This is a genomic window from Streptococcus sp. SS4 (assembly GCF_030440125.1).
Lineage (GTDB): Bacteria > Bacillota > Bacilli > Lactobacillales > Streptococcaceae > Streptococcus.
This window is the reverse complement of the sequence record NZ_JAQFJM010000005.1, coordinates 87,468-105,987: the sequence shown is the minus strand read 5'-3', so window position 1 is coordinate 105,987 and position 18,520 is coordinate 87,468. Positions and strand designations below refer to the sequence as shown.

General features: G+C 36.4%; 17 protein-coding genes. 1 reads left to right on the top strand and 16 read right to left on the bottom strand.

Going from position 1 to position 18,520, the window contains the following annotated elements; translation table 11 throughout:
• Positions 1-106: 106 nt before the first annotated feature.
• From PCY16_RS05680 to dnaG, 15 genes are all read right to left on the bottom strand, one after another.
• Entirely contained in the window at positions 107-1,354 is a 1,248-nt protein-coding gene (locus PCY16_RS05680; RefSeq protein WP_101799712.1) for a glycosyltransferase family 4 protein, read from the bottom strand.
• Between the two features lie 3 nt (positions 1,355-1,357).
• Positions 1,358-2,665: a DUF2142 domain-containing protein gene (locus tag PCY16_RS05675; RefSeq protein WP_301354371.1), complete on the bottom strand. Its 1,308-nt coding sequence runs from the start codon at positions 2,663-2,665 to the stop codon at positions 1,358-1,360.
• Complete coding sequence (locus PCY16_RS05670; protein WP_195413475.1) at positions 2,652-5,603, bottom strand: rhamnan synthesis F family protein; 2,952 nt, start codon at positions 5,601-5,603, stop codon at positions 2,652-2,654. The genes PCY16_RS05675 and PCY16_RS05670 overlap by 14 nt, the downstream gene beginning before the upstream one ends.
• A gap of 206 nt (positions 5,604-5,809) precedes the next feature.
• Complete coding sequence (locus PCY16_RS05665; RefSeq protein WP_003094408.1) at positions 5,810-6,586, bottom strand: glycosyltransferase family 2 protein; 777 nt, start codon at positions 6,584-6,586, stop codon at positions 5,810-5,812.
• Positions 6,579-6,932: a DUF2304 domain-containing protein gene (locus PCY16_RS05660; protein ID WP_003094173.1), complete on the bottom strand. Its 354-nt coding sequence runs from the start codon at positions 6,930-6,932 to the stop codon at positions 6,579-6,581. The genes PCY16_RS05665 and PCY16_RS05660 overlap by 8 nt, the downstream gene beginning before the upstream one ends.
• A complete protein-coding gene (locus tag PCY16_RS05655) occupies positions 6,932-7,648 on the bottom strand; it encodes a glycosyltransferase family 2 protein (RefSeq protein ID WP_064518984.1) in 717 nt (238 codons plus the stop codon). The genes PCY16_RS05660 and PCY16_RS05655 overlap by 1 nt, the downstream gene beginning before the upstream one ends.
• Positions 7,649-8,617: a glycosyltransferase gene (locus PCY16_RS05650; RefSeq protein ID WP_064518982.1), complete on the bottom strand. Its 969-nt coding sequence runs from the start codon at positions 8,615-8,617 to the stop codon at positions 7,649-7,651.
• Positions 8,618-8,634: 17 nt separating this feature from the next.
• Positions 8,635-9,579, bottom strand: a complete 945-nt coding sequence (locus PCY16_RS05645) for a glycosyltransferase family 2 protein (RefSeq protein WP_003094727.1) — start codon at positions 9,577-9,579, stop codon at positions 8,635-8,637.
• A gap of 5 nt (positions 9,580-9,584) precedes the next feature.
• Positions 9,585-10,838, bottom strand: a complete 1,254-nt coding sequence (locus tag PCY16_RS05640) for an oligosaccharide flippase family protein (RefSeq protein WP_195413474.1) — start codon at positions 10,836-10,838, stop codon at positions 9,585-9,587.
• Positions 10,839-10,956: 118 nt separating this feature from the next.
• Positions 10,957-11,808: a dTDP-4-dehydrorhamnose reductase gene (gene rfbD, locus PCY16_RS05635; RefSeq protein ID WP_021146239.1), complete on the bottom strand. Its 852-nt coding sequence runs from the start codon at positions 11,806-11,808 to the stop codon at positions 10,957-10,959.
• Between the two features lie 85 nt (positions 11,809-11,893).
• Positions 11,894-13,369 (bottom strand): glucosyltransferase domain-containing protein, encoded by a 1,476-nt coding sequence (locus PCY16_RS05630; RefSeq protein WP_195413473.1) that lies wholly within the window; start codon positions 13,367-13,369, stop codon positions 11,894-11,896.
• 4 nt (positions 13,370-13,373) lie between these two features.
• Positions 13,374-14,300, bottom strand: a complete 927-nt coding sequence (locus PCY16_RS05625; RefSeq protein WP_014634844.1) for a glycosyltransferase family 2 protein — start codon at positions 14,298-14,300, stop codon at positions 13,374-13,376.
• A gap of 10 nt (positions 14,301-14,310) precedes the next feature.
• On the bottom strand, positions 14,311-14,646 hold the full coding sequence (locus tag PCY16_RS05620) for a metal-sulfur cluster assembly factor (protein ID WP_002884757.1): 336 nt from the start codon (positions 14,644-14,646) through the stop codon (positions 14,311-14,313).
• A 53-nt stretch (positions 14,647-14,699) separates the two neighbouring features.
• Complete coding sequence (gene rpoD / locus PCY16_RS05615; protein ID WP_002884252.1) at positions 14,700-15,809, bottom strand: RNA polymerase sigma factor RpoD; 1,110 nt, start codon at positions 15,807-15,809, stop codon at positions 14,700-14,702.
• 3 nt (positions 15,810-15,812) lie between these two features.
• A complete protein-coding gene (dnaG, locus tag PCY16_RS05610; RefSeq protein WP_149561444.1) occupies positions 15,813-17,624 on the bottom strand; it encodes a DNA primase in 1,812 nt (603 codons plus the stop codon).
• Positions 17,625-17,786: 162 nt separating this feature from the next.
• Between dnaG and mscL the strand changes: the two genes are divergently transcribed.
• Complete coding sequence (mscL, locus tag PCY16_RS05605) at positions 17,787-18,167, top strand: large conductance mechanosensitive channel protein MscL (protein WP_037601679.1); 381 nt, start codon at positions 17,787-17,789, stop codon at positions 18,165-18,167.
• A 158-nt stretch (positions 18,168-18,325) separates the two neighbouring features.
• Here the strand turns inward: mscL and rpsU are convergent, their stop codons facing one another.
• The gene (gene rpsU / locus PCY16_RS05600; protein ID WP_002884573.1) at positions 18,326-18,502 is read right to left on the bottom strand and encodes a 30S ribosomal protein S21; all 177 of its coding nucleotides are present in this window, start codon (positions 18,500-18,502) and stop codon (positions 18,326-18,328) included.
• Between the last annotated feature and the right edge of the window lie 18 nt (positions 18,503-18,520).

Below are 18,520 nucleotides of genomic sequence, written 5' to 3'. Positions count from 1 at the left end.
ATACCATTTTGGAAGGTATTTTGCATGATTGGACAGAAAGAGTAAAGCAAAAAGGCCCTTCGAAAATGGCCTTTTCATTCTTAATCATAGATAACGAGATTTTACCTTAATTCATCTTTTTAAGCTGAAATAATTTTTTTACAGCAGATTTCACACTCTTCGTTAGTGCTTTTCGGCTGTTGAGAAAATCCACATCTTTCTGATTTACTTTCTTATAACGCAATTCATCATCCTCAAGTTTTTCAGTAATATTAGCATAAACACTCTCCAGAGAGTATCTCTCTTTCAAACTTGGAACAGCTTTTACTGCTTCAAGTTTCTCTTGGTCAAATCCACCAAGGACCTCTGAAATCATGCTAGTTAAGGTATCCAAGTCACCCAAAGGGTAGATATGACCTTGCTCATTCATATACTCGAAGGCTGATTTATGTCCCGCATTATCTGATAAAATCGTTGGAATACCATTTAAAACAGATTCAACATAAACGAGACCAAACGTCTCCATACTCGACGGGAAAACAGCTAAATCCTTATCAGTAATCTCTGACCAAGGATCATCTAAATATCCCATAAATGAAACATTTTTCAAATTATGCTCTACAATATAATCATCACAGAGTTGTTTATAATCCTCATCCCATGCACCTAAAAATACAAGTTCAGTGCCTGCTAGATGAAGCATTTGAAAAGCTTTAATCAACTCAAGCTGATTCTTTCTCTGAGTCAAGCGACCAACTGAAACGATACGATGGTGGTCGTTGGATTCAGTTCCCAGCCCTTCTTTAGGTTCAATTTGAGTATAAGGTGCAAAGGAATAAATCTTCCTATTTGGAAAATACTTTTGTAAATCCTCTGTCAACGCTCCTGTTACAGCAAAAATCTCATCAGAAAACTTGTCTATAAAGTCAAGTTTTTCTTTATAGTAACCGAACTCCCCCTCAGGAAATTCATGAATCAACCAAAAATGTTTGACATTCTCAAAAGTAGCAGCAAGTGCACCTTGAAAAACATTGACTGTATTACTAATAACAAGGTCTACCGTGTTTTCCACAATAATATTTCGAATATCTTTAACATTCTTATTATAAGACTTCACTCGCAAAAAATGATTTGCTGGCGATCCACCTGGTGCTTCTTCCCACCACCATTTGACAGCCGAAAGACCATAGGTCTCAATTCCTGCTTTCTGAAGTTCTGCTTGATACTCCTCTTGAGATGGCACCTTGTAATCAGGGAAAACGTTTAACACACGATAACCTTTTTCCACAAGAAATTTCATAAGATTGACTATCGAAATTTCGGCACCGTTATCCAGGGTCCCTGTCGGAGAAATAAATAAAATTGTTTTAGTCATAAATTATGCAAATACCCCCCAGTAATGGAAAAGAATCAAATACATAGCGACCAAGAAATTAGCAATTAAAGTCAGGGTTGCTATCTTCAATTTTTTCTGTCGAGATAAATCAATCTTAGCTGTGTTGGCGACTAGTGGCAACAAAAGAATGATAAATGGCGTGAAGTAACGACCTTGAGCACCAACAGATATATTAGCTCCCTGACCAAGAACAACTGGTGTCCACTGCATATACATTACTGTAACAGCAGCTAGAACCTCTATTAGGAAGAGAATCCAGGATGCATTAGCAAAGTCTTTTGTAAAGAAATCCTTCTTACTTGATAGGAATAAAATAGCAAGAACAACGATATCAATAAATATTAACCAAAGTGGCATTTGTAAAGTAAGGTTACCAAGATAACCGAACATTCCAAGTGACAAGATACCATTCAAATTGTCATTTAACTCAGGATTAAAGAGCGTATTACGCAAAACTTCGCCATAATGACGTAGACCGCCCTGATTCTTCATTAAGAATTGCAGAACCACCACGACACCTACTACAAAGAGAAGGTAGAAGACTACTTTATATTTTGAAATAAAGGTCTTAATAGCTTGCACTGGACGATTTAGAAAAGCAAGAACACCTTCAAACTCTAGCGGTACAAACGGAATCAATCCCAACAATAAAACATTATTTGGCTTGGTTGCTAGAAGCAAAATCGCTAGACCTATCACCTGGATAAAATTACGATTAGTAAAACGTTTAGAATAGGCAAGATTGGTGATAAAACCAAGAGCTAACATCACTTCCAAATAGTTCATCACATCATAAGAAAGTGATGAAGCTTGCTGAACCATAATAGGTAGCAGCGAAATAAACATTAGGGCTGTTTTCCCATACTTGAAATAACGTATTAAAAAGTAAATTCCTAGTATATAGGCCAGTGCATTAAAAATGCGTCCCATATAGATGATCATCCCGACTGTAGGACTAATCCAACTTCCAATCGTCATCCCTATCAACTGTGGAATAAAGGAGATTGTTTTTAAGCTCACACCAAATTGAAAGGGTTCCTTACTCATATCAATCTTTTGAGCAAAAATCTGTTTATATTCCGCTAACTTAACCTTATCATTACTTGGAATCTCATCCATCCACTTAAAAGACGTTTTGGTTGGTTTATGGAAAGTTTCCCAAGTCATACGCGCGTGGTTTGTTTCATCTGGCACACGATTAATTGGAAATACAAACATAAACGAGAAAATAAAAATCGTCGCTAATATGAAAAATAAATTTTCAACTTTTATTTGTTTAATTCTGTTCAAAATAAGTCACCATATCATCTTTCTTGCTTAAGGTACAGTTTTCAAGAACAGCCCGATAAGCAGCATCTGCAATTTTCTGTCTTAATTCTGGAGATAGCACCAAGGCTTCAAGCTTGTCAAACCACTCTTCATCGGTAGCCAACAATCCTGTTTCACCGTCAACGATGGCATCTGAGAAAGCTCCTATCTTGCTCGCAACTGTTGGTACTTTGACCAAGCCAGCTTCAATCCATTTAATTTCAGATTTCGCACGATTAAAGATAGAATCCACAAGCGGTGCCAGGTTAATATCAACCTCACTAATCAAGGCAGGCAATTTGTCCCAGTCCACATAATCGTGAGTTACAATTTGATTTTCAAAGGGCTTCATATCTTGCGGAATATCCAAAATCCCGACAATATGTAATTGGACATTGCTATATTTTGTAAGCAATTCTTTAATAGCTGGTTTAATCAATTCAAAATTCTCATTATGACTAATGGAACCAGAGAAATAACCAATCTTAACAATATCGGATGTTTGAGAGTAATCTTTGATGTATTGACTACTAATAGCGATTAAGTCATCAGAAGCCAAGTTTCGATTAAGTAAAACCTTACTTTGATACTTAAACAGCTCCTCCTGCAACTGGTTAGTCGAAGTAATGGCACCATCACAGTTTTCTAGCATATAACCATAATTTCGAACACCTGCATCATAGTTTCCTTTTTCAACCGAATTAAGCCCTTGCGTATAACTCAATTGATCTGTATAAACTGTATCAAAGACTAAATCATCAATATCAAAGAAGACAGGTTTTCCATATTCCTTAGCCAAATGACAGAGACGCAAAAGTTCAGGTGAGATTGGTGAACGGTAGATAATGATGTGACTAGCGTTTTGAGCCATCGATAGTTGGAAATCAGATAGGTTAACAACTTTGACTGCAAAACCATGCTTACGTAATTGCTCTGCCTTGTTCAAGACACGGTAACGGGTACATTGCGGAATAATATTTTCAACCCCATCAATCAATAAAATATATTGATCACGTGGAACCGCCTTAAATTTATTTACAATATCTTCCAGAATCGACACTGGGTAATCTGTTTCTTCTGAAACAAACTCTAACAAGTCAGGGACTTCTGAATCACGGTCCAGACCTTGCCACAAGAACTGGTCTTCATCATAATTTTTCAGAGCCGTGTATTTCACCAAAGGACTACCTGCTTTGAGCATCTTAAGTGGGTGGATATACATGGCAGAATCTTCGTATTCTTGCACAACCGCATCATAACGATAACCTAAATCAGCAAAATGCTTGGTAAAACGTGTCTCATGTCGACCAATAGCTTTATCACGAGAATCTGTATCCGTCAAGTGTGTCCAGTACTCATAAAAGTCATCATCGTTTAGCATGAGCTTTTCAATAACTAGGAAATAAGATTGAAGATGCTTAGGAATGTAGCCATAAGGATTCTCCTTAGTAACATCTTCTTGCTCTTCTCCAAAAGAAATTCCCCAGAAATCTAGCTGCTTGTCAGCCATTTCCTGGAATACTTGAGACAAATCTCTCATCGGACCAATGTTAGTATCATTCACCAAGAGGAGCTGGTCGTAATCTTTAAGCTTGTCTTTACCAAAGGCAAAAATCCCTTCTCTAAAGGCCGCAGTATCATATCCCTTGTTATCACGAGTCAAAACCTTACCGTAGGCCTCAAGGGTATTAATATCATCATCGTGAAGCTGTCCATTGACAACGACAATAACATCATCTACCAATGGAGCCAAGGCTTGTAAGAAACGTAATTTGTATTCTTGAAGACGAGCTTCAGACTCAAAAATAACATAAACCAACGCTTTCTTACCATTATGTGACAAGGCGGAGCGTTGACTATTTCTGAGACGTCGTAACTGGCGAACCTTAAGAGGTGTCATTCGACGACGTAGCTGTATCACTTTGACTTTTAAAGCTCTCAAATAATTTTTAATAGCTTTTGGATTCTTAGCAATGACTCCTACTGTCTTTATAGGTGTGATAAGGGCATTACCTAAACGATATGACAGTGAACTTCGGATAAGCTCAATCTCTTTATGGGCGTCCTTCAATCGCTTAGATTGTGCATCTTTCCTTTGTTCAAGTTGATCGCGTTCTTTTTTCAAGCGATTAACATAGTCTGTCACTTCATCGTGATGTTTAAGCAAGCTATCCAACCGCTCTTCCAAAACCATGAGGTTATCACAAACTGCCTTGTAAACTTCATGAGGAAGCTTATCAAGATACTTCTCAAGAATGTCAAGATAGATTTCATAATGGTAGCGAACGGAGTCACGTCCAGAAATTGACCCTGTTTCAAAGACACGATAATTAAGCTTAGTGCTTGGTTGATATACCGCTTTAGCACCGTTATTAATAATCAAGTTCAATAAAAAGTCATAATCTTCAAGCTTTTTACGATTTAACTTCTCATCATAACGAGTATTTCCAATAATACTTCTACGAATCAAAGAACAATTATCAATAAAACTAGCATTTAGGAAAGCAGTTAAGTCAAATTCACGGCTTTTGAGGTAGAACTCTTCTTTTTCTGGGTTAAAAAGATCACAGTAAACGATGTCAGCATTTGTTTCCGTCAACTTACTATACAACTGTTCCACATAATCCGCATCGAGGTAGTTATCACTATCTACAAATAGCAAATAATCACCTCTAATAAGCTCGAGTCCTAAATTTCGATTATTTACCACTCCAAGGTTTTCATGAGTTTCAAATCTTGTCCCAAAAGGTGAATCCTTCAAAACCTCTTGGATAATTTGAGTTGAACTATCCGTCGAACCATCATCCAAAACGATTAATTCGATATTAGTATAGGTCTGATTAAAAACACTTCGCAGACACTGCTCAATATACTTTTCATGATTGTAACAAGTCACAACCACTGAGATTAAATTATTCATTTTTCCATCCATTTTGTTTAACAAAATATCAATTAGTACCTGAAAATTACTAATACTACTAGGCTTCAAAGATTGACTAAAGTAGTAATCTTTGAAAGTGCATACCACCTTAATTATACTATAGTTTATACAAAAAAGAAAAAGTCCTCTTGCTATTGAGCAACAAAAAAAGCAGAATGATTCTGCTTTATAATTTTTTTTGTACACTATCCATTCGTCTTCTGACTTTTTACATACTGTTTCATAAGAATGTTTGCTATCCATTTTGGCCAAAAAAGTTGGTACATATACAAATCTTCTTTACTACGAGTATTATCAGCAATAGTCTTAGAAGTCTCAGATTCCTCATGAATTCGGTGACACATTAGCTTATCTGACACATAAACAAAACGTCCCTTGTATTCACTAATCTTATACCAAGCATACCAATCAAGGCTGACCTTCATTCCCTCATCAAAATAGAAATTCTTCAATTTTTCAAGGTTATAGGTGACAGCTGGACAACAAATTGGATTACCAAAGGCCATTACGCGGTTACGCCAAAAATGACTACTAGGAAAAAGATTCATTGTTTTTAGCATCAAGGTTTTAATCTTGAGGTTTGTATTTGCAGGGATCTTAAGACCATTTTTTTCTTCAAAATAATCAGAATATCCGATTAGAACATCACTAGTTTTTTCCATCTTGGCCAATACTTTTTCTGCATATCTTGGCTCATAGTAGTCGTCCTGATGGGCGATAGTAGCATATTTTGTTCCTACAAAAGAAATGGCATTATTCCAATCCTTACCAATCCCCCCACCTTGTTTAGTATAAAATGGGATATCATAACGCTGGCAAAGCTCCTTAATCGAATCAAGTGGCGTTGAACTATAACAGATAATTTGAGAATAAAGAGTTTGATTTTTTAAAGATTGAATACAGGCTTCAAGATAATCACTTTCTCCATAAGCGCAAATTACCCAAGTATGATTATCATTCATTCTTTTCCTCTTTCTCTTCTACATGACTTTTTAGAATAGATAATTCCTGAACTAAATGTTTAATCTGCTCTTTTTGTTTCGATAAAGTCATGGTTTGTAGGAAAGCGATGACCAATAAGAAAAAGATAGCAAGCGACAGCAAAAAATTCGAAGTCAGTTCAAATCCAAGTAATCCTGCAAAATAAACTGGAATAACATCAAAAATCGAAATAACAATCATTACCAGACTGATGACAATCCACATGAAGGCCTGTTCAAATAAGATATTGTTCTTATTGATATTTCTAATGACTAGATAAAGGAAAAAGATGGAAGCTACCAACATCACAATAGATAAAACTGACATTATTCACTCTCCCTCATAAAGGCTGCAATAACAATCGACGAACACACTTCAAGCATATATCGAATCGATTTAATTGGCGTAATGGAAGAAACACCACCAGTACGTTCAAACATATTTGCTGGTCGTTCAACAACTCGATATTTACGTTTCAAAATATGAACAATGGTTTCTGGTTCTGGATATTTGATTGGATAACGCTTAGCGAACTGTTTAATAACATCTTTATCAGCCAAACGGTACCCCGAAGTTGTATCTAAAACTCTTTGTCCAGTTGTCCATTTGATAAGGTTGGAAATAACACTAATTCCGAAGCGCCTCATAAAAGTTGTTTGAAATTCAGACTTAACATCACCAACAAAGCGAGAACCAATAACTAGGTCTGCTTCATTTTTTCGAATTGGTTCTAGCAAATCTGACAAGGATTCAATATCATGCTGGCCATCGCCATCAAATTGAACTGCTACATCATAGTCATGCTCTAGTGCATATTTATATCCTGTTTGAACTGCACCGCCAATTCCAAGATTCATCACGAGATTAACCGCATTAAAATGATTCTCTTCCAGAATTTGTTTTGTCTTATCTGTTGATCCATCATTGATAACAACATAGTCCAGATCAAAATCAACTTTCTTGCGGTAATTCAAGATACTCGTTACCGTGTCGAAAATACTTTCCTCCTCATTGTAGGCAGGAATTATCATTAAAACTCTCAACTACTTCTCCTTTCCTTTACAGTAAAATATCGAAAACAGTGAAACTAATCTTAAGCGTTCCAAAGTTCTAAAAGCCATTACAGAAATAACTGTTTGAATTCTTTCTCCAGTTATCTCAGATGATAATGGTGTTAAATTTGAATCAAGATTTTCTTTAGAAATCCATTGCTTAATTCTTCTATATTGATCCATAAACGATGAACTTGAAGCTGCTCTTCCAGAAAAGAGTAAGTACCATATGTAATATCGTTTAATAAAATAGCGAATATATTTTGAATCACCAGCAACTTGAAGCAAGTGACTCAAGAAATACACAATATCTATATTCGGATTAAACCCTCTTTGAGATGTGTTTGATATACTCTTCTCATTAAAAAACCAATTATAGCCATTATAATCAATTATTTTAATTCTTTCTGTTAGATTGTAAGCAGTCAAAGTGAAGATAACATCTTCACCTATTGGATAATCAAAGAACTGGATATTATTATCTGTTAAAAACGAAGTTCGATAAATACGTGCCCAAGGTGCAACGACTATATACTTAGACCATTCAGATTGTGTTAAATCTTGTTTAAAAAGCGTCTTCATTTCCTGATTAACACGCTTATAACCACCAAGAACAATATCTAGTTGTTCTTGATCTATTTCATTATAAAAACGCTCTAAATAATCTGAATCAACAAAATCGTCATTATCGATAAATACAATGTACTTTCCATTAGCAAGTTGTATACCCTTATTTCTGGTTTTAGCAACTCCCTCGTTTTCTTTATCAATTACTCGGATAAAATCATTATCAGCTGCATACTTTTTAATAACTTCTAAACTATTATCTGTAGAGCCATCATTTAACAGAATAATCTCAAAATCTGTAAATGATTGATTTAGAAGAGAATCCAGGCATTGTTTAATTCCCTCTTGTGCGTTATATACAGGAATTATGACTGAAACGGTTGGATTAGACATATTATACTTTCTATCTATTATTTTTTATAAAATTTCAGAAGGTGAGAAAATAACCTTGTTGAGATATTAATTCCCAAAATCGAAGCAAAGATACCTGTCATTTTAAATGATTTGTTGTTTATATGACTTGAATTTCTCAACAAATACTTATATTGAATTAACAAATCACGTATTTCTTGGTTAAATAAATATGGCCTAGCGTAAGGAAGAATTGAAATATAAGAAATTGTAAAATAGGTGTTTAGGGCTTTACGTTTAACTTCAGATAATGACTTTTCATCAGATAAACCTCTACTAATTCCCTTAAGAGTATCTAATACATTTCTTTCTTTCACTACATTTGTTAAACTTCCAACTCTGTTCTGACGATACATGTACTGAGTGCTATTAATTACAGAAAAACTTTCCATCATCTTCATTATTGATGAACAGTACAAACTATCTTCAGAGACCAAATCTTCAGGAAAACTTAACTCTTTATTAATTAATTCCTTAGAAATACATTTATTCCAATTAGGACCATTGAATAATCCAAAATTAGTAGCTTCGATTAAGTCGTTTAAACGAGAAACTGGAATCTCTTTAATTTCATTATCATAGTAATAACTATAACCAAAAATAACAACATCTACTAGTTGCTTATTTAGTTCACTAGCAACCTGATCTAAAAAGTAGATATCACTCCAAAAATCATCACCATCTAAAAATAAAATATAATCACCAACAACTTCTTTCATCCCTGTATTACGAGCTTTTGAAGCACCTCCATTAGATTGGTGAATTACATTAATTTGTTTAAATTGTAATGACAAATCATCAGCTATTTTACCTGTCTCATCTGTTGAACCATCATTTACAATTATAACTTCATAATTATCATATGTTTGTTTAAGAATACTCTCTACACAGTTTTCTAAATAATCTGCCACATTATATGCTGGAATAATGATAGAAAATTTCATGTCAATTATTTTTTCCTTCTAAAGATTGTATATGGATTTGTTACAAAATAAATTACTAGAGAAGCAAGTAGCCATGCTATCATCGCACAAAGAAATGATAATGAGGCTCCAAAAATTTCAAATTTCGACACTAGAGGCTTGGCAGTTAAGATTGACACAATATAGCCTACGATAAAGGAAATAACTAAAAAATGTTGTTTCCTAAATATTGTCAAAATGTTATCACATACAGTTGAAAAAGTACTTGCAATTCCTCCAAGCAACAAAACAACAAAACTAGTCTGATACTGTTTAAGGTTAGTCCCATATACAATATCCAAAGCTGGAATGGCTATAAAAGCACCAATCAGAAATATTAATGTACAAGTTCCAAATAAAATCTTGAAGAGATTATTCTTGTAAGTGACAAAATGAGAAATCTTCTTTTCTTCTAAAAAGACTGCAAGTTGCGTAATCATCGGTCTAAGAAATACAATCATAAGATTCATTGCAAAAATTGGTGTAAATAAAATACTAAAATCTCGCTGAACACCATTTTCAATCAAACCTTGATTAAAAATATCATTCAAAGCATATTTAGGCTGATTATAAATTGAGACCAACAAAAAAGCATTAATAAATAAAGGTAAGCAATCTTTCAATACATTGATAATATTACTCGGCTTAACACTCATAAGATTTAAGCGATGGAAGAACTTTGAATGAGGGTAATCGAATAGAGCAATAAAAACAAATGAACTAATAGTTTGTGAAATCACGGACCACAATAGATTTTTTGAGATGACTAGAGTTAAAGCAAATACAATTGTTGAAATAGTATTTCTCAAAAACAGTGATTTCCCGGCAATATCCAAACGTTCCTTCTGCTGAAATAATCCTTGAAAAACATCCGATAAAGCTTCACTAACACGGAAAAAAGATACCCAAAAAATTATCCCTAGATTTGAGTGAGTATTTGTATTAAAAATTAAATACGTCACTAAAAGAAGAACCATTGCAACGTTTGAAATAATCCTTGTTACGAAATAAGTATCAAAAGAATACTTCTCTCTTATATCTGTCGCTTGGAAATCTCTAACTTGAAAACTTGCTACAATAACAAAGAGATTCGCAATCGCATAGGCAAAACTATAGGTATCCGCTGAAACACTATTTAAAGCACGTGTAACAATAAAAAGAAGTATAACTGAAACAGCAGCTGAAGACATACTTCCTAAAATATTCCAGAAAAATACCTTTTGGGCAGTTACTTTTTTCAATTATTTCACTCTCTTTCGATAACTATATTCCATTAATTATATCATATTCTCAATGAAAAAAGAGAGAACAGCATGACACACGTTCTCTCTTTTAACTTAAAAAGCTCATTAAGTATTCTTATTTCACTTCTTGTTTGTAAAACTCTTTCAAAGCATCTTGCCATGTTGGGATGACAAACCCTGTAGCCTTAGCCTTAGCCAAACTCATTGTTGAGTTAAGTGGGCGCTTAGCTTTAGCTGGGAATTGACTTGAATCAACAGGTTTCACTTCAACATCAGTATCTTTGAGGATTTCAACCGCAAAGTCATACCAAGTTGTATCTTCTGCTGCATCATTTGACAAATGATAGTAACCATACTCCTTACGGTTTTCAGCCAAATAAGTCATAAACTCTGCCAAAGTACGTGTCCAAGTTGGACGACCGTGTTGGTCATTAACAACTGTAAGTGTCTTGTGAGTCTTAGCAAGGTTTTGCATGGTGAAGACAAAGTTCTTACCATAGTTACCGAATACCCACGCAGTACGGATAATATAGTAGTTTGACACATGTTTTTCGACTAGTTCTTCACCCATACGTTTTGTACGACCGTACTCTGTCTGTGGATCTGGTTTGTCATCAACTTCCCACTCTTGACCTACTGGTTTTTCACCATCAAAAACGTAGTCCGTTGAAATATAAACAAGCGTTGCACCATGTTTTTCGGCAGCCTTAGCGACATTTTCAGTACCAGTCACGTTAATAGCATAGTCAAGTTCTTTACCTTCATCTTCAGCAGCATCAACAGCTGTGTAAGCAGCACAGTGATAAACCAAGGTTGGTTTTACTTCCGCAAAAACTTCATCTACTTTGTCAGCATCCGTGATGTCCATTTCTGCCACATCTACTGCTACATATTCTTCGTTACGTTCATCAAGAAGGTGACGAAGCTCAGTTCCGAGTTGCCCATTTGCACCTGTTACTAAAATCATATTTTTCTCCTTGTAATTTTCATTAATAGCACTTTAATTTTATCAAAAAAAGCAGAAAAAATCTGCTTTCATAAAATATAATTTATCATTTCATCACGACAAAAAGTTCATTATCTTTGGTATAAACATTATACATTTTGGTTGTTTCTAATTGTTTATACTCTGAATTTACCGTAGCTGCATCAAATGGTCTAAAATCAACATTTAATTTTGTGATTGCATTAAATCTCATCGTCATATCCCAAGAAACATTAGTATTAGGCATAATTAAACTACTAATCATTGGATAGACCGAGGTCGCATTTTCATAGATAGGGGAATTAGCAACAAAATGATTAATATTGACCACATTATTTTTATCATTCAAATACTTATTCAAACTATTTCCTAGCATAGCACTTTGTACTTCAAATGTATTATTCTGTTGCTTTAAATTGCTTACATAAATAAATGAAAAAGCAAGGAAATAAAAAATGAGTAAACTAGAAAGTACAGATTTTAAAATATTAATAATCTGGTTTCGATTGGTTATTCCTAAAGAAATAACTAACACAATGGACGCAAAGATTCCCAATCCATATTCATATCTGGGTCTCAACAAATAAAATTGTTCTGAAAGTATTAAGTAGCTTCCATAACTCAAAATACTTCCTAAACCTAGCCAAGCAAACGTAAAAACTAACGCTACAATTTTCTTTTGCTTACTACTACTAACTATATTAAATACTAATAAGATAAGTATTACTAGGAATAAAAGAATCCAAACTTTCGAGCTTTGAAGATAAATATTTTTCAGATACCCTTTAGCATTCGCAAGCATAATACTAGGAAGATGTAATAAACTTGGTATTTTTCCTTGGTCGGCAAAAATTGGTGGCTTGATAGTAATTTGTATTTTATATAAAGCCATGCCCCCAACATAGGATAAAACTGAACAGATTAAACTCTTTATATTCAATTTACCGCTGTAAACTACCTCTAAAAAGAGCAGTGTGAGCGTCATTAGAATATATATTCCCGATGATGCTTGGTATGAATTACACATAAGATAAATACATACAACTGAACATACGCTAAATAATTTTCTAGACTCCCAGAAGATAAAAGGAAGTATTGACACTAAAATACTTAGTGACATAAATGGGTTGTCAAACCTAAAGCTCAAAGGCTCTAAAAACCAAGGATTTATTCCAATTACAGTTGAAGCTAGGGCTAAAACTGGAGTAACCTTTTTCGATGGAAACAGTACAAACAATAATATCGTGCTTGCAAATGTTAATATGAAGGCTGTGATAATATTTGTAGTCAGCCCAGGATCCGTTAAATGAGCACCACCTTGAATAAGACGTGCTGAGAATTCACTCAAATATCTAGAGTAATGTTCAGAAAATCCTGTATAACCCAGAATTTGACGGCCTATATCATCAATGTACGGATACTCAGCTAAGCTGATGTTAATGTTAACTAAAAGATAAACACCTAAGATAAGAGATAAAACAAATTTATTTCTCTTGATATAATCCTTTAAGTTATGAAACACTCCTAAAAACTCTCCACTCATTCCTTCACCCTTTTTCCTTAACAATATAAACTGGTCGCTTCTTGGTTTCTAAAAAAATCTTGGAAATGTAGTGACCGATGATCCCCAAGGCTAAGAGTTGGATTCCTCCGATAAAGAGGATGATTGAGACAAGGCTTGCCCAGCCTGCAACACTCCCACCTATAGTTAGTTTTCGGATAACGACAAAGACAATTCCAACCAAAGAGATTAAGAATGAGAAGGTTCCTGCCCATGTGGCAAGCTTCAACGGTACTTCGGAGAAGTTGATAAAGCCATCAAGTGAATAGTTCAATAGGCTCCAGAAAGACCATGAGGTTTCTCCTGCCACACGTTCACGATTTTCATAAGAGACGTAGGCCACATCAAAGCCGACCCAAGAAAAGAGCCCTTTTGAAAAGCGATTCACTTCCTTGAGCTCAAGGATGGCGTCAACAACCTGACGCGTCATCAAACGGAAATCACGCGCCCCGTCTACCATTTCTGTGTCAGAAACTTTATTAATCAACCAATAGAAGGCCTTAGCAAAGAGTGAACGAATAGGTGGCTCCCCCTTGCGGTCAGCACGTCGTGTCCCGACAACGTCGTAACCTTCTTGAATTTTGGCATACATCTCGATGAGCAGTTCGGGTGGATCTTGAAGATCGGCATCCATAACTGTGACGTAGTCGCCTTCAGCTGCTTCAAGGCCTGCAAGTAAGCCTGCTTCCTTCCCGAAATTACGAGAGAAGGAGAGATAGTGGACATTCTCAAATTGCTTTGAAACCTGTCTCAAAACTTCCAAAGTTCGATCTTTTGAACCGTCATTGACAAAATAATAGTTGAAAGTCAACTGATTGGCCATTTGTCGTTCAACTGCCTGACAAGCCTCTAAAAAAGGGTGGATAGTCTCTTCCTCGTTATAACAAGGAACAACGATAGCCAGTGTTTTCATAAGCCTTCTCCTAACGAATACCTAGGGCGATACGGGCATAGCGGCTCATCTTTTCGATAGTCCATGCTGGTGTCCAGACCAATTTAACCTCAGTCTTAGTGACTTCAGGCACTTCTTTCATAGCGTCATAGATTTGGTCTGTCAAAAGATCTGCTAAGGGGCATCCCATAGTCGTCAAGGTCATATCGATTTCAGTATAGCCGTCTTGTTGGAAACGGATATCGTAAATAAGGCCTAGGTTGACAATATCAATCCCCAACTCTGGGTCAATGACCATTTCTAAGGCTTCCAAGATGCGGTCTTTGATTTTTTCAATTTCTGCTTCAGTGTATTTTACTTCAGACATAGCTTTTCCTCCAAAATCAGGACCTAATAATCAGGCCCCTTCCATTTACTATCTTAGTCTTCAATAAAGTCTTTAAGTTGTTTACTACGACTTGGGTGGCGCAATTTACGAAGGGCTTTAGCTTCGATCTGACGAATACGTTCACGAGTAACGTTGAAGACTTTACCAACATCTTCCAAAGTACGCATCTTCCCATCGTCAAGACCAAAACGGAGACGAAGAACATTCTCTTCACGGTCTGTAAGGGTATCAAGCACTTCATCCAATTGTTCACGAAGAACCACTCGAGTTGTGTAATCTACTGGATTTTCAATAACTTCATCCTCGATAAAGTCACCCAAATGGCTATCATCTTCTTCACCGATAGGTGTTTCTAGAGAAACTGGCTCTTGAGCAATCTTAAGGATCTCACGAACCTTATCCGGAGTCATATCCATACGTTCAGCGATTTGCTCAGGTGTTGGGTCTTGTCCCAACTCTTGCAAGAGGTTACGTTGCTCACGCACCAATTTATTAATAGTTTCAACCATGTGAACTGGGATACGGATGGTACGTGCTTGGTCTGCGATAGCACGAGTGATTGCTTGACGGATCCACCATGTCGCATAAGTTGAGAATTTGAAACCCTTAGAGTAGTCAAATTTATCAACGGCTTTCATAAGCCCCATGTTACCTTCTTGAATCAAGTCCAAGAACTGCATACCACGTCCCACATAGCGTTTAGCGATTGAGACTACCAAACGAAGGTTGGCTTCTGCCAAACGTTGTTTAGCTTCCAAGTCACCATTTTCAACAGCGATAGCCAATTCTTTTTCCTCTTCGTTACTCAAGAGAGGAACTACCCCAATCTCTTTGAGGTACATACGAACAGGATCATTGACCTTAGCTGAGTTTGAGCCAAGAAGTTCCTCGTCTGTCAACTCTTCTGGTTTTGGGGCTTCAACAACATATTTAGATGAAGGATTTCCGTCCTTATCAGTGATAGAGATACCACCGTCTGTCAAACGTTCCAAAAGGTCATCAATCCCATCAGCATCAAGAACAAATGGGATAACTAGTTTTTCTGTGACTTCATCATCAATTGCTGTACCAGCTTTTTTGTGGTTACGAATGAAATCAGCGACTTGAACGTTAAATGCTGTATTTTGTTTTTTCTTTGCCATGTGTTACTCCATATCTCGTTTTTGGGCGATGAGCATCTGCAGGGCTTCCACCGCTGCATCCACATCACCGTGGTTACTTGATTCTCTTATTTGTTTACTTTGCTTACGAAAGTCCTGTTCCCTCAATAAATGATTTCTACGCTCTTCGATAGCCTGAACTTCTTCAAGACTGGTTTCAGGTGGTAAAATCTCCTCTAAAACCTGATAATAGGCTGTTTGCACCTCTTGAGAAAGTAGAGACAAAGCTACGGTATCAATCTGACCATCCTGTTTCAGAATATGATAAAGCTCCTCTAACTCAGGTGTTTGGAAGAAAAACTCCTCTCTCATGCGATAGTCATTCAAAATCATAGGATGATTAAGCATACGATGGAAGAGTTGATTTTCCGCTCGACGAAGACCTGTAATCTTAGGTGTAGAAGGTAGTTTGACCGTCCCTCTGAATCCTGACGCTGAAGACTCATAAGCACTATTACTAGCAGCCGATAATTGAGCCGTCTGCTGATTCCTCATGGTCAACCGTTCGTTATTGACCGCTTGCTCGACTTGGAAAAAATCAAAGTCAGGCAAAAGGTCAGCCACCTTAGAAATGTAAGAATTTTGTGCCGTCACAGAAGGTGACTTGGCAATAATCTTAGCAATCTGCTCAACATAGGCAATCTCTGCTTGAAGATTGTCTACATTAGCAGGCTTGAGCTGTCCAATCCAAAATTCCACATCTGAAATGCGGGACTCGACCAAGAGTTTCCCCAAAGCCTCTTCGGATGTTTTCTGTAGATATTCATCAGGGTCCATATTGTCTGGAATTTTAACAATATCGACTTGAAAATCCGATAAAAGCTCAAGAGACTTGGCAATCGCATTTTGCCCAGCCTTATCACCATCATAGGTCAGAACAATTTTCTTGGTGAGTTTACGCAGACGATTGACATGTTCAGGAGTCAATGCCGTCCCCATAGAAGCCACAGCATTAACATGCCCAGCCCTATAGGCAGCAATGACATCCATGAATCCCTCCATCAGATAGACCTCATGAGTCTTCTGAATCACTGGCTTAGCCTGATCGAGGTGGTAGAGTTCATAAGATTTATTGAAAATGCGGGTAGCCCTTGTATTTTTGTACTTGGCTTGTCCTTTTTCAATATCTTCCTTAGTCCAAACACGCCCTGAAAAACCGATAGTCTTTCCAAACTCATTCTTAAGCGGAAACATGATTCGATTTTTAAAAGTATCGAAAAGACGATTACTTTCAGAAAGATTAAAAAGACCTGATTCTGTCAGTACCTCTTCGTCATATTTTTTTGATACAGACTGATAGAGATAATCTGGTTCGTCAGGGGCTAGACCAATCTGGAAGGTCTTAAGTAAATCGTCAGTCATACCACGCTCATAGAGGTAGGCACGCGCTGCTTCTCCTATCTTGGTCGTCATCAGGACTGCGTGATAAAACTTAAGCGCATCCTCATGAAGATCATAGAAAGCTTGGTTAGGAGAATTCTGTTGCTGAGCCTGTCTTGGTGCGTCTATCGTAACTGCAATACCTAAGCGGTCTGCCAGAACCTTGACACTTTCTTGGAAAGAAATCTGACGGTATTCCTCTAAAAATTTAAAGACATCCCCAGACTTTCCGCAACCAAAACAATGGTAAAACTGTCTGTCCTCAATAACGTTAAATGAGGGGGTTTTCTCCTTATGGAAGGGGCAGAGACCCAGGTAATTGCGACCTGCACGATTAAGACTGACAACTTCGCCAATTACGTCGACGATGTTGGTACTGCTCTTAATATCTTCTATTAAAGCTTTATCAATCACCATCTAATCGCCCCCTATCTTACCATAATTGCATTACCCCTAATTATAACACGATGAAAAATGAAAGTAAAATAAAATTGATTTTACATGAGCAAATCTCTTGTCAAGATTTACAAAATCAGATAAAATATTAAAAGTAAATAAAAGAAAGGATTCATTGTCAAAATGATTAAAGAACTTAAAGACTTTTTGTTCAAGGGTAACGTCCTTGATCTTGCTGTAGCCGTTGTTATGGGGGCCGCTTTCAACGCTATCATCACTTCACTTGTTGGTGATATCATCACACCACTTATCCTTAACCCAGTTGTTAAGGCCGCTAACGTTGAAAACCTCTCTAAATTGTCATGGAACGGTATCGCATACGGTAGCTTCTTGAGCGCAGTTATCAACTTCATCATCGTTGGTACTACTCTCTTCTTCGTTGTTAAAGCTGCTAGCAAAGCAACTGCTCTTAGCAAAAAAGAAGCTGAAGATGCTGCTGAAGCAGCAGGTCCATCACAAGAAGAATTGCTTACTGAAATCCGCGACCTTCTTGCAAACAAATAATCTTTATTTGTTCAACTAAAGACATATGAAACTTAAGACGTCTGAAATCTCAGACGTCTTATTTTTTGTATCTCATACCTACTAACCGACTTCTTTATTCGATGAAAAGAAAAAAACTTGAGAAGACTCAAGCTTTTTTCTGTTAATTTCATTCTTAATTAGAATTTTTTACGTTTGCGAGCTGCCTCTGATTTACGTTTACGTTTTACAGAAGGTTTTTCGTAATGTTCACGTTTACGAGCCTCTTGAAGAGTACCAGCTTTAGTCACAGAACGTTTGAAACGACGAAGAGCGTCGTCAAGTGATTCGTTTTTACGTACTACTGTTTTTGACATTGAATTCACCTCCTCAAG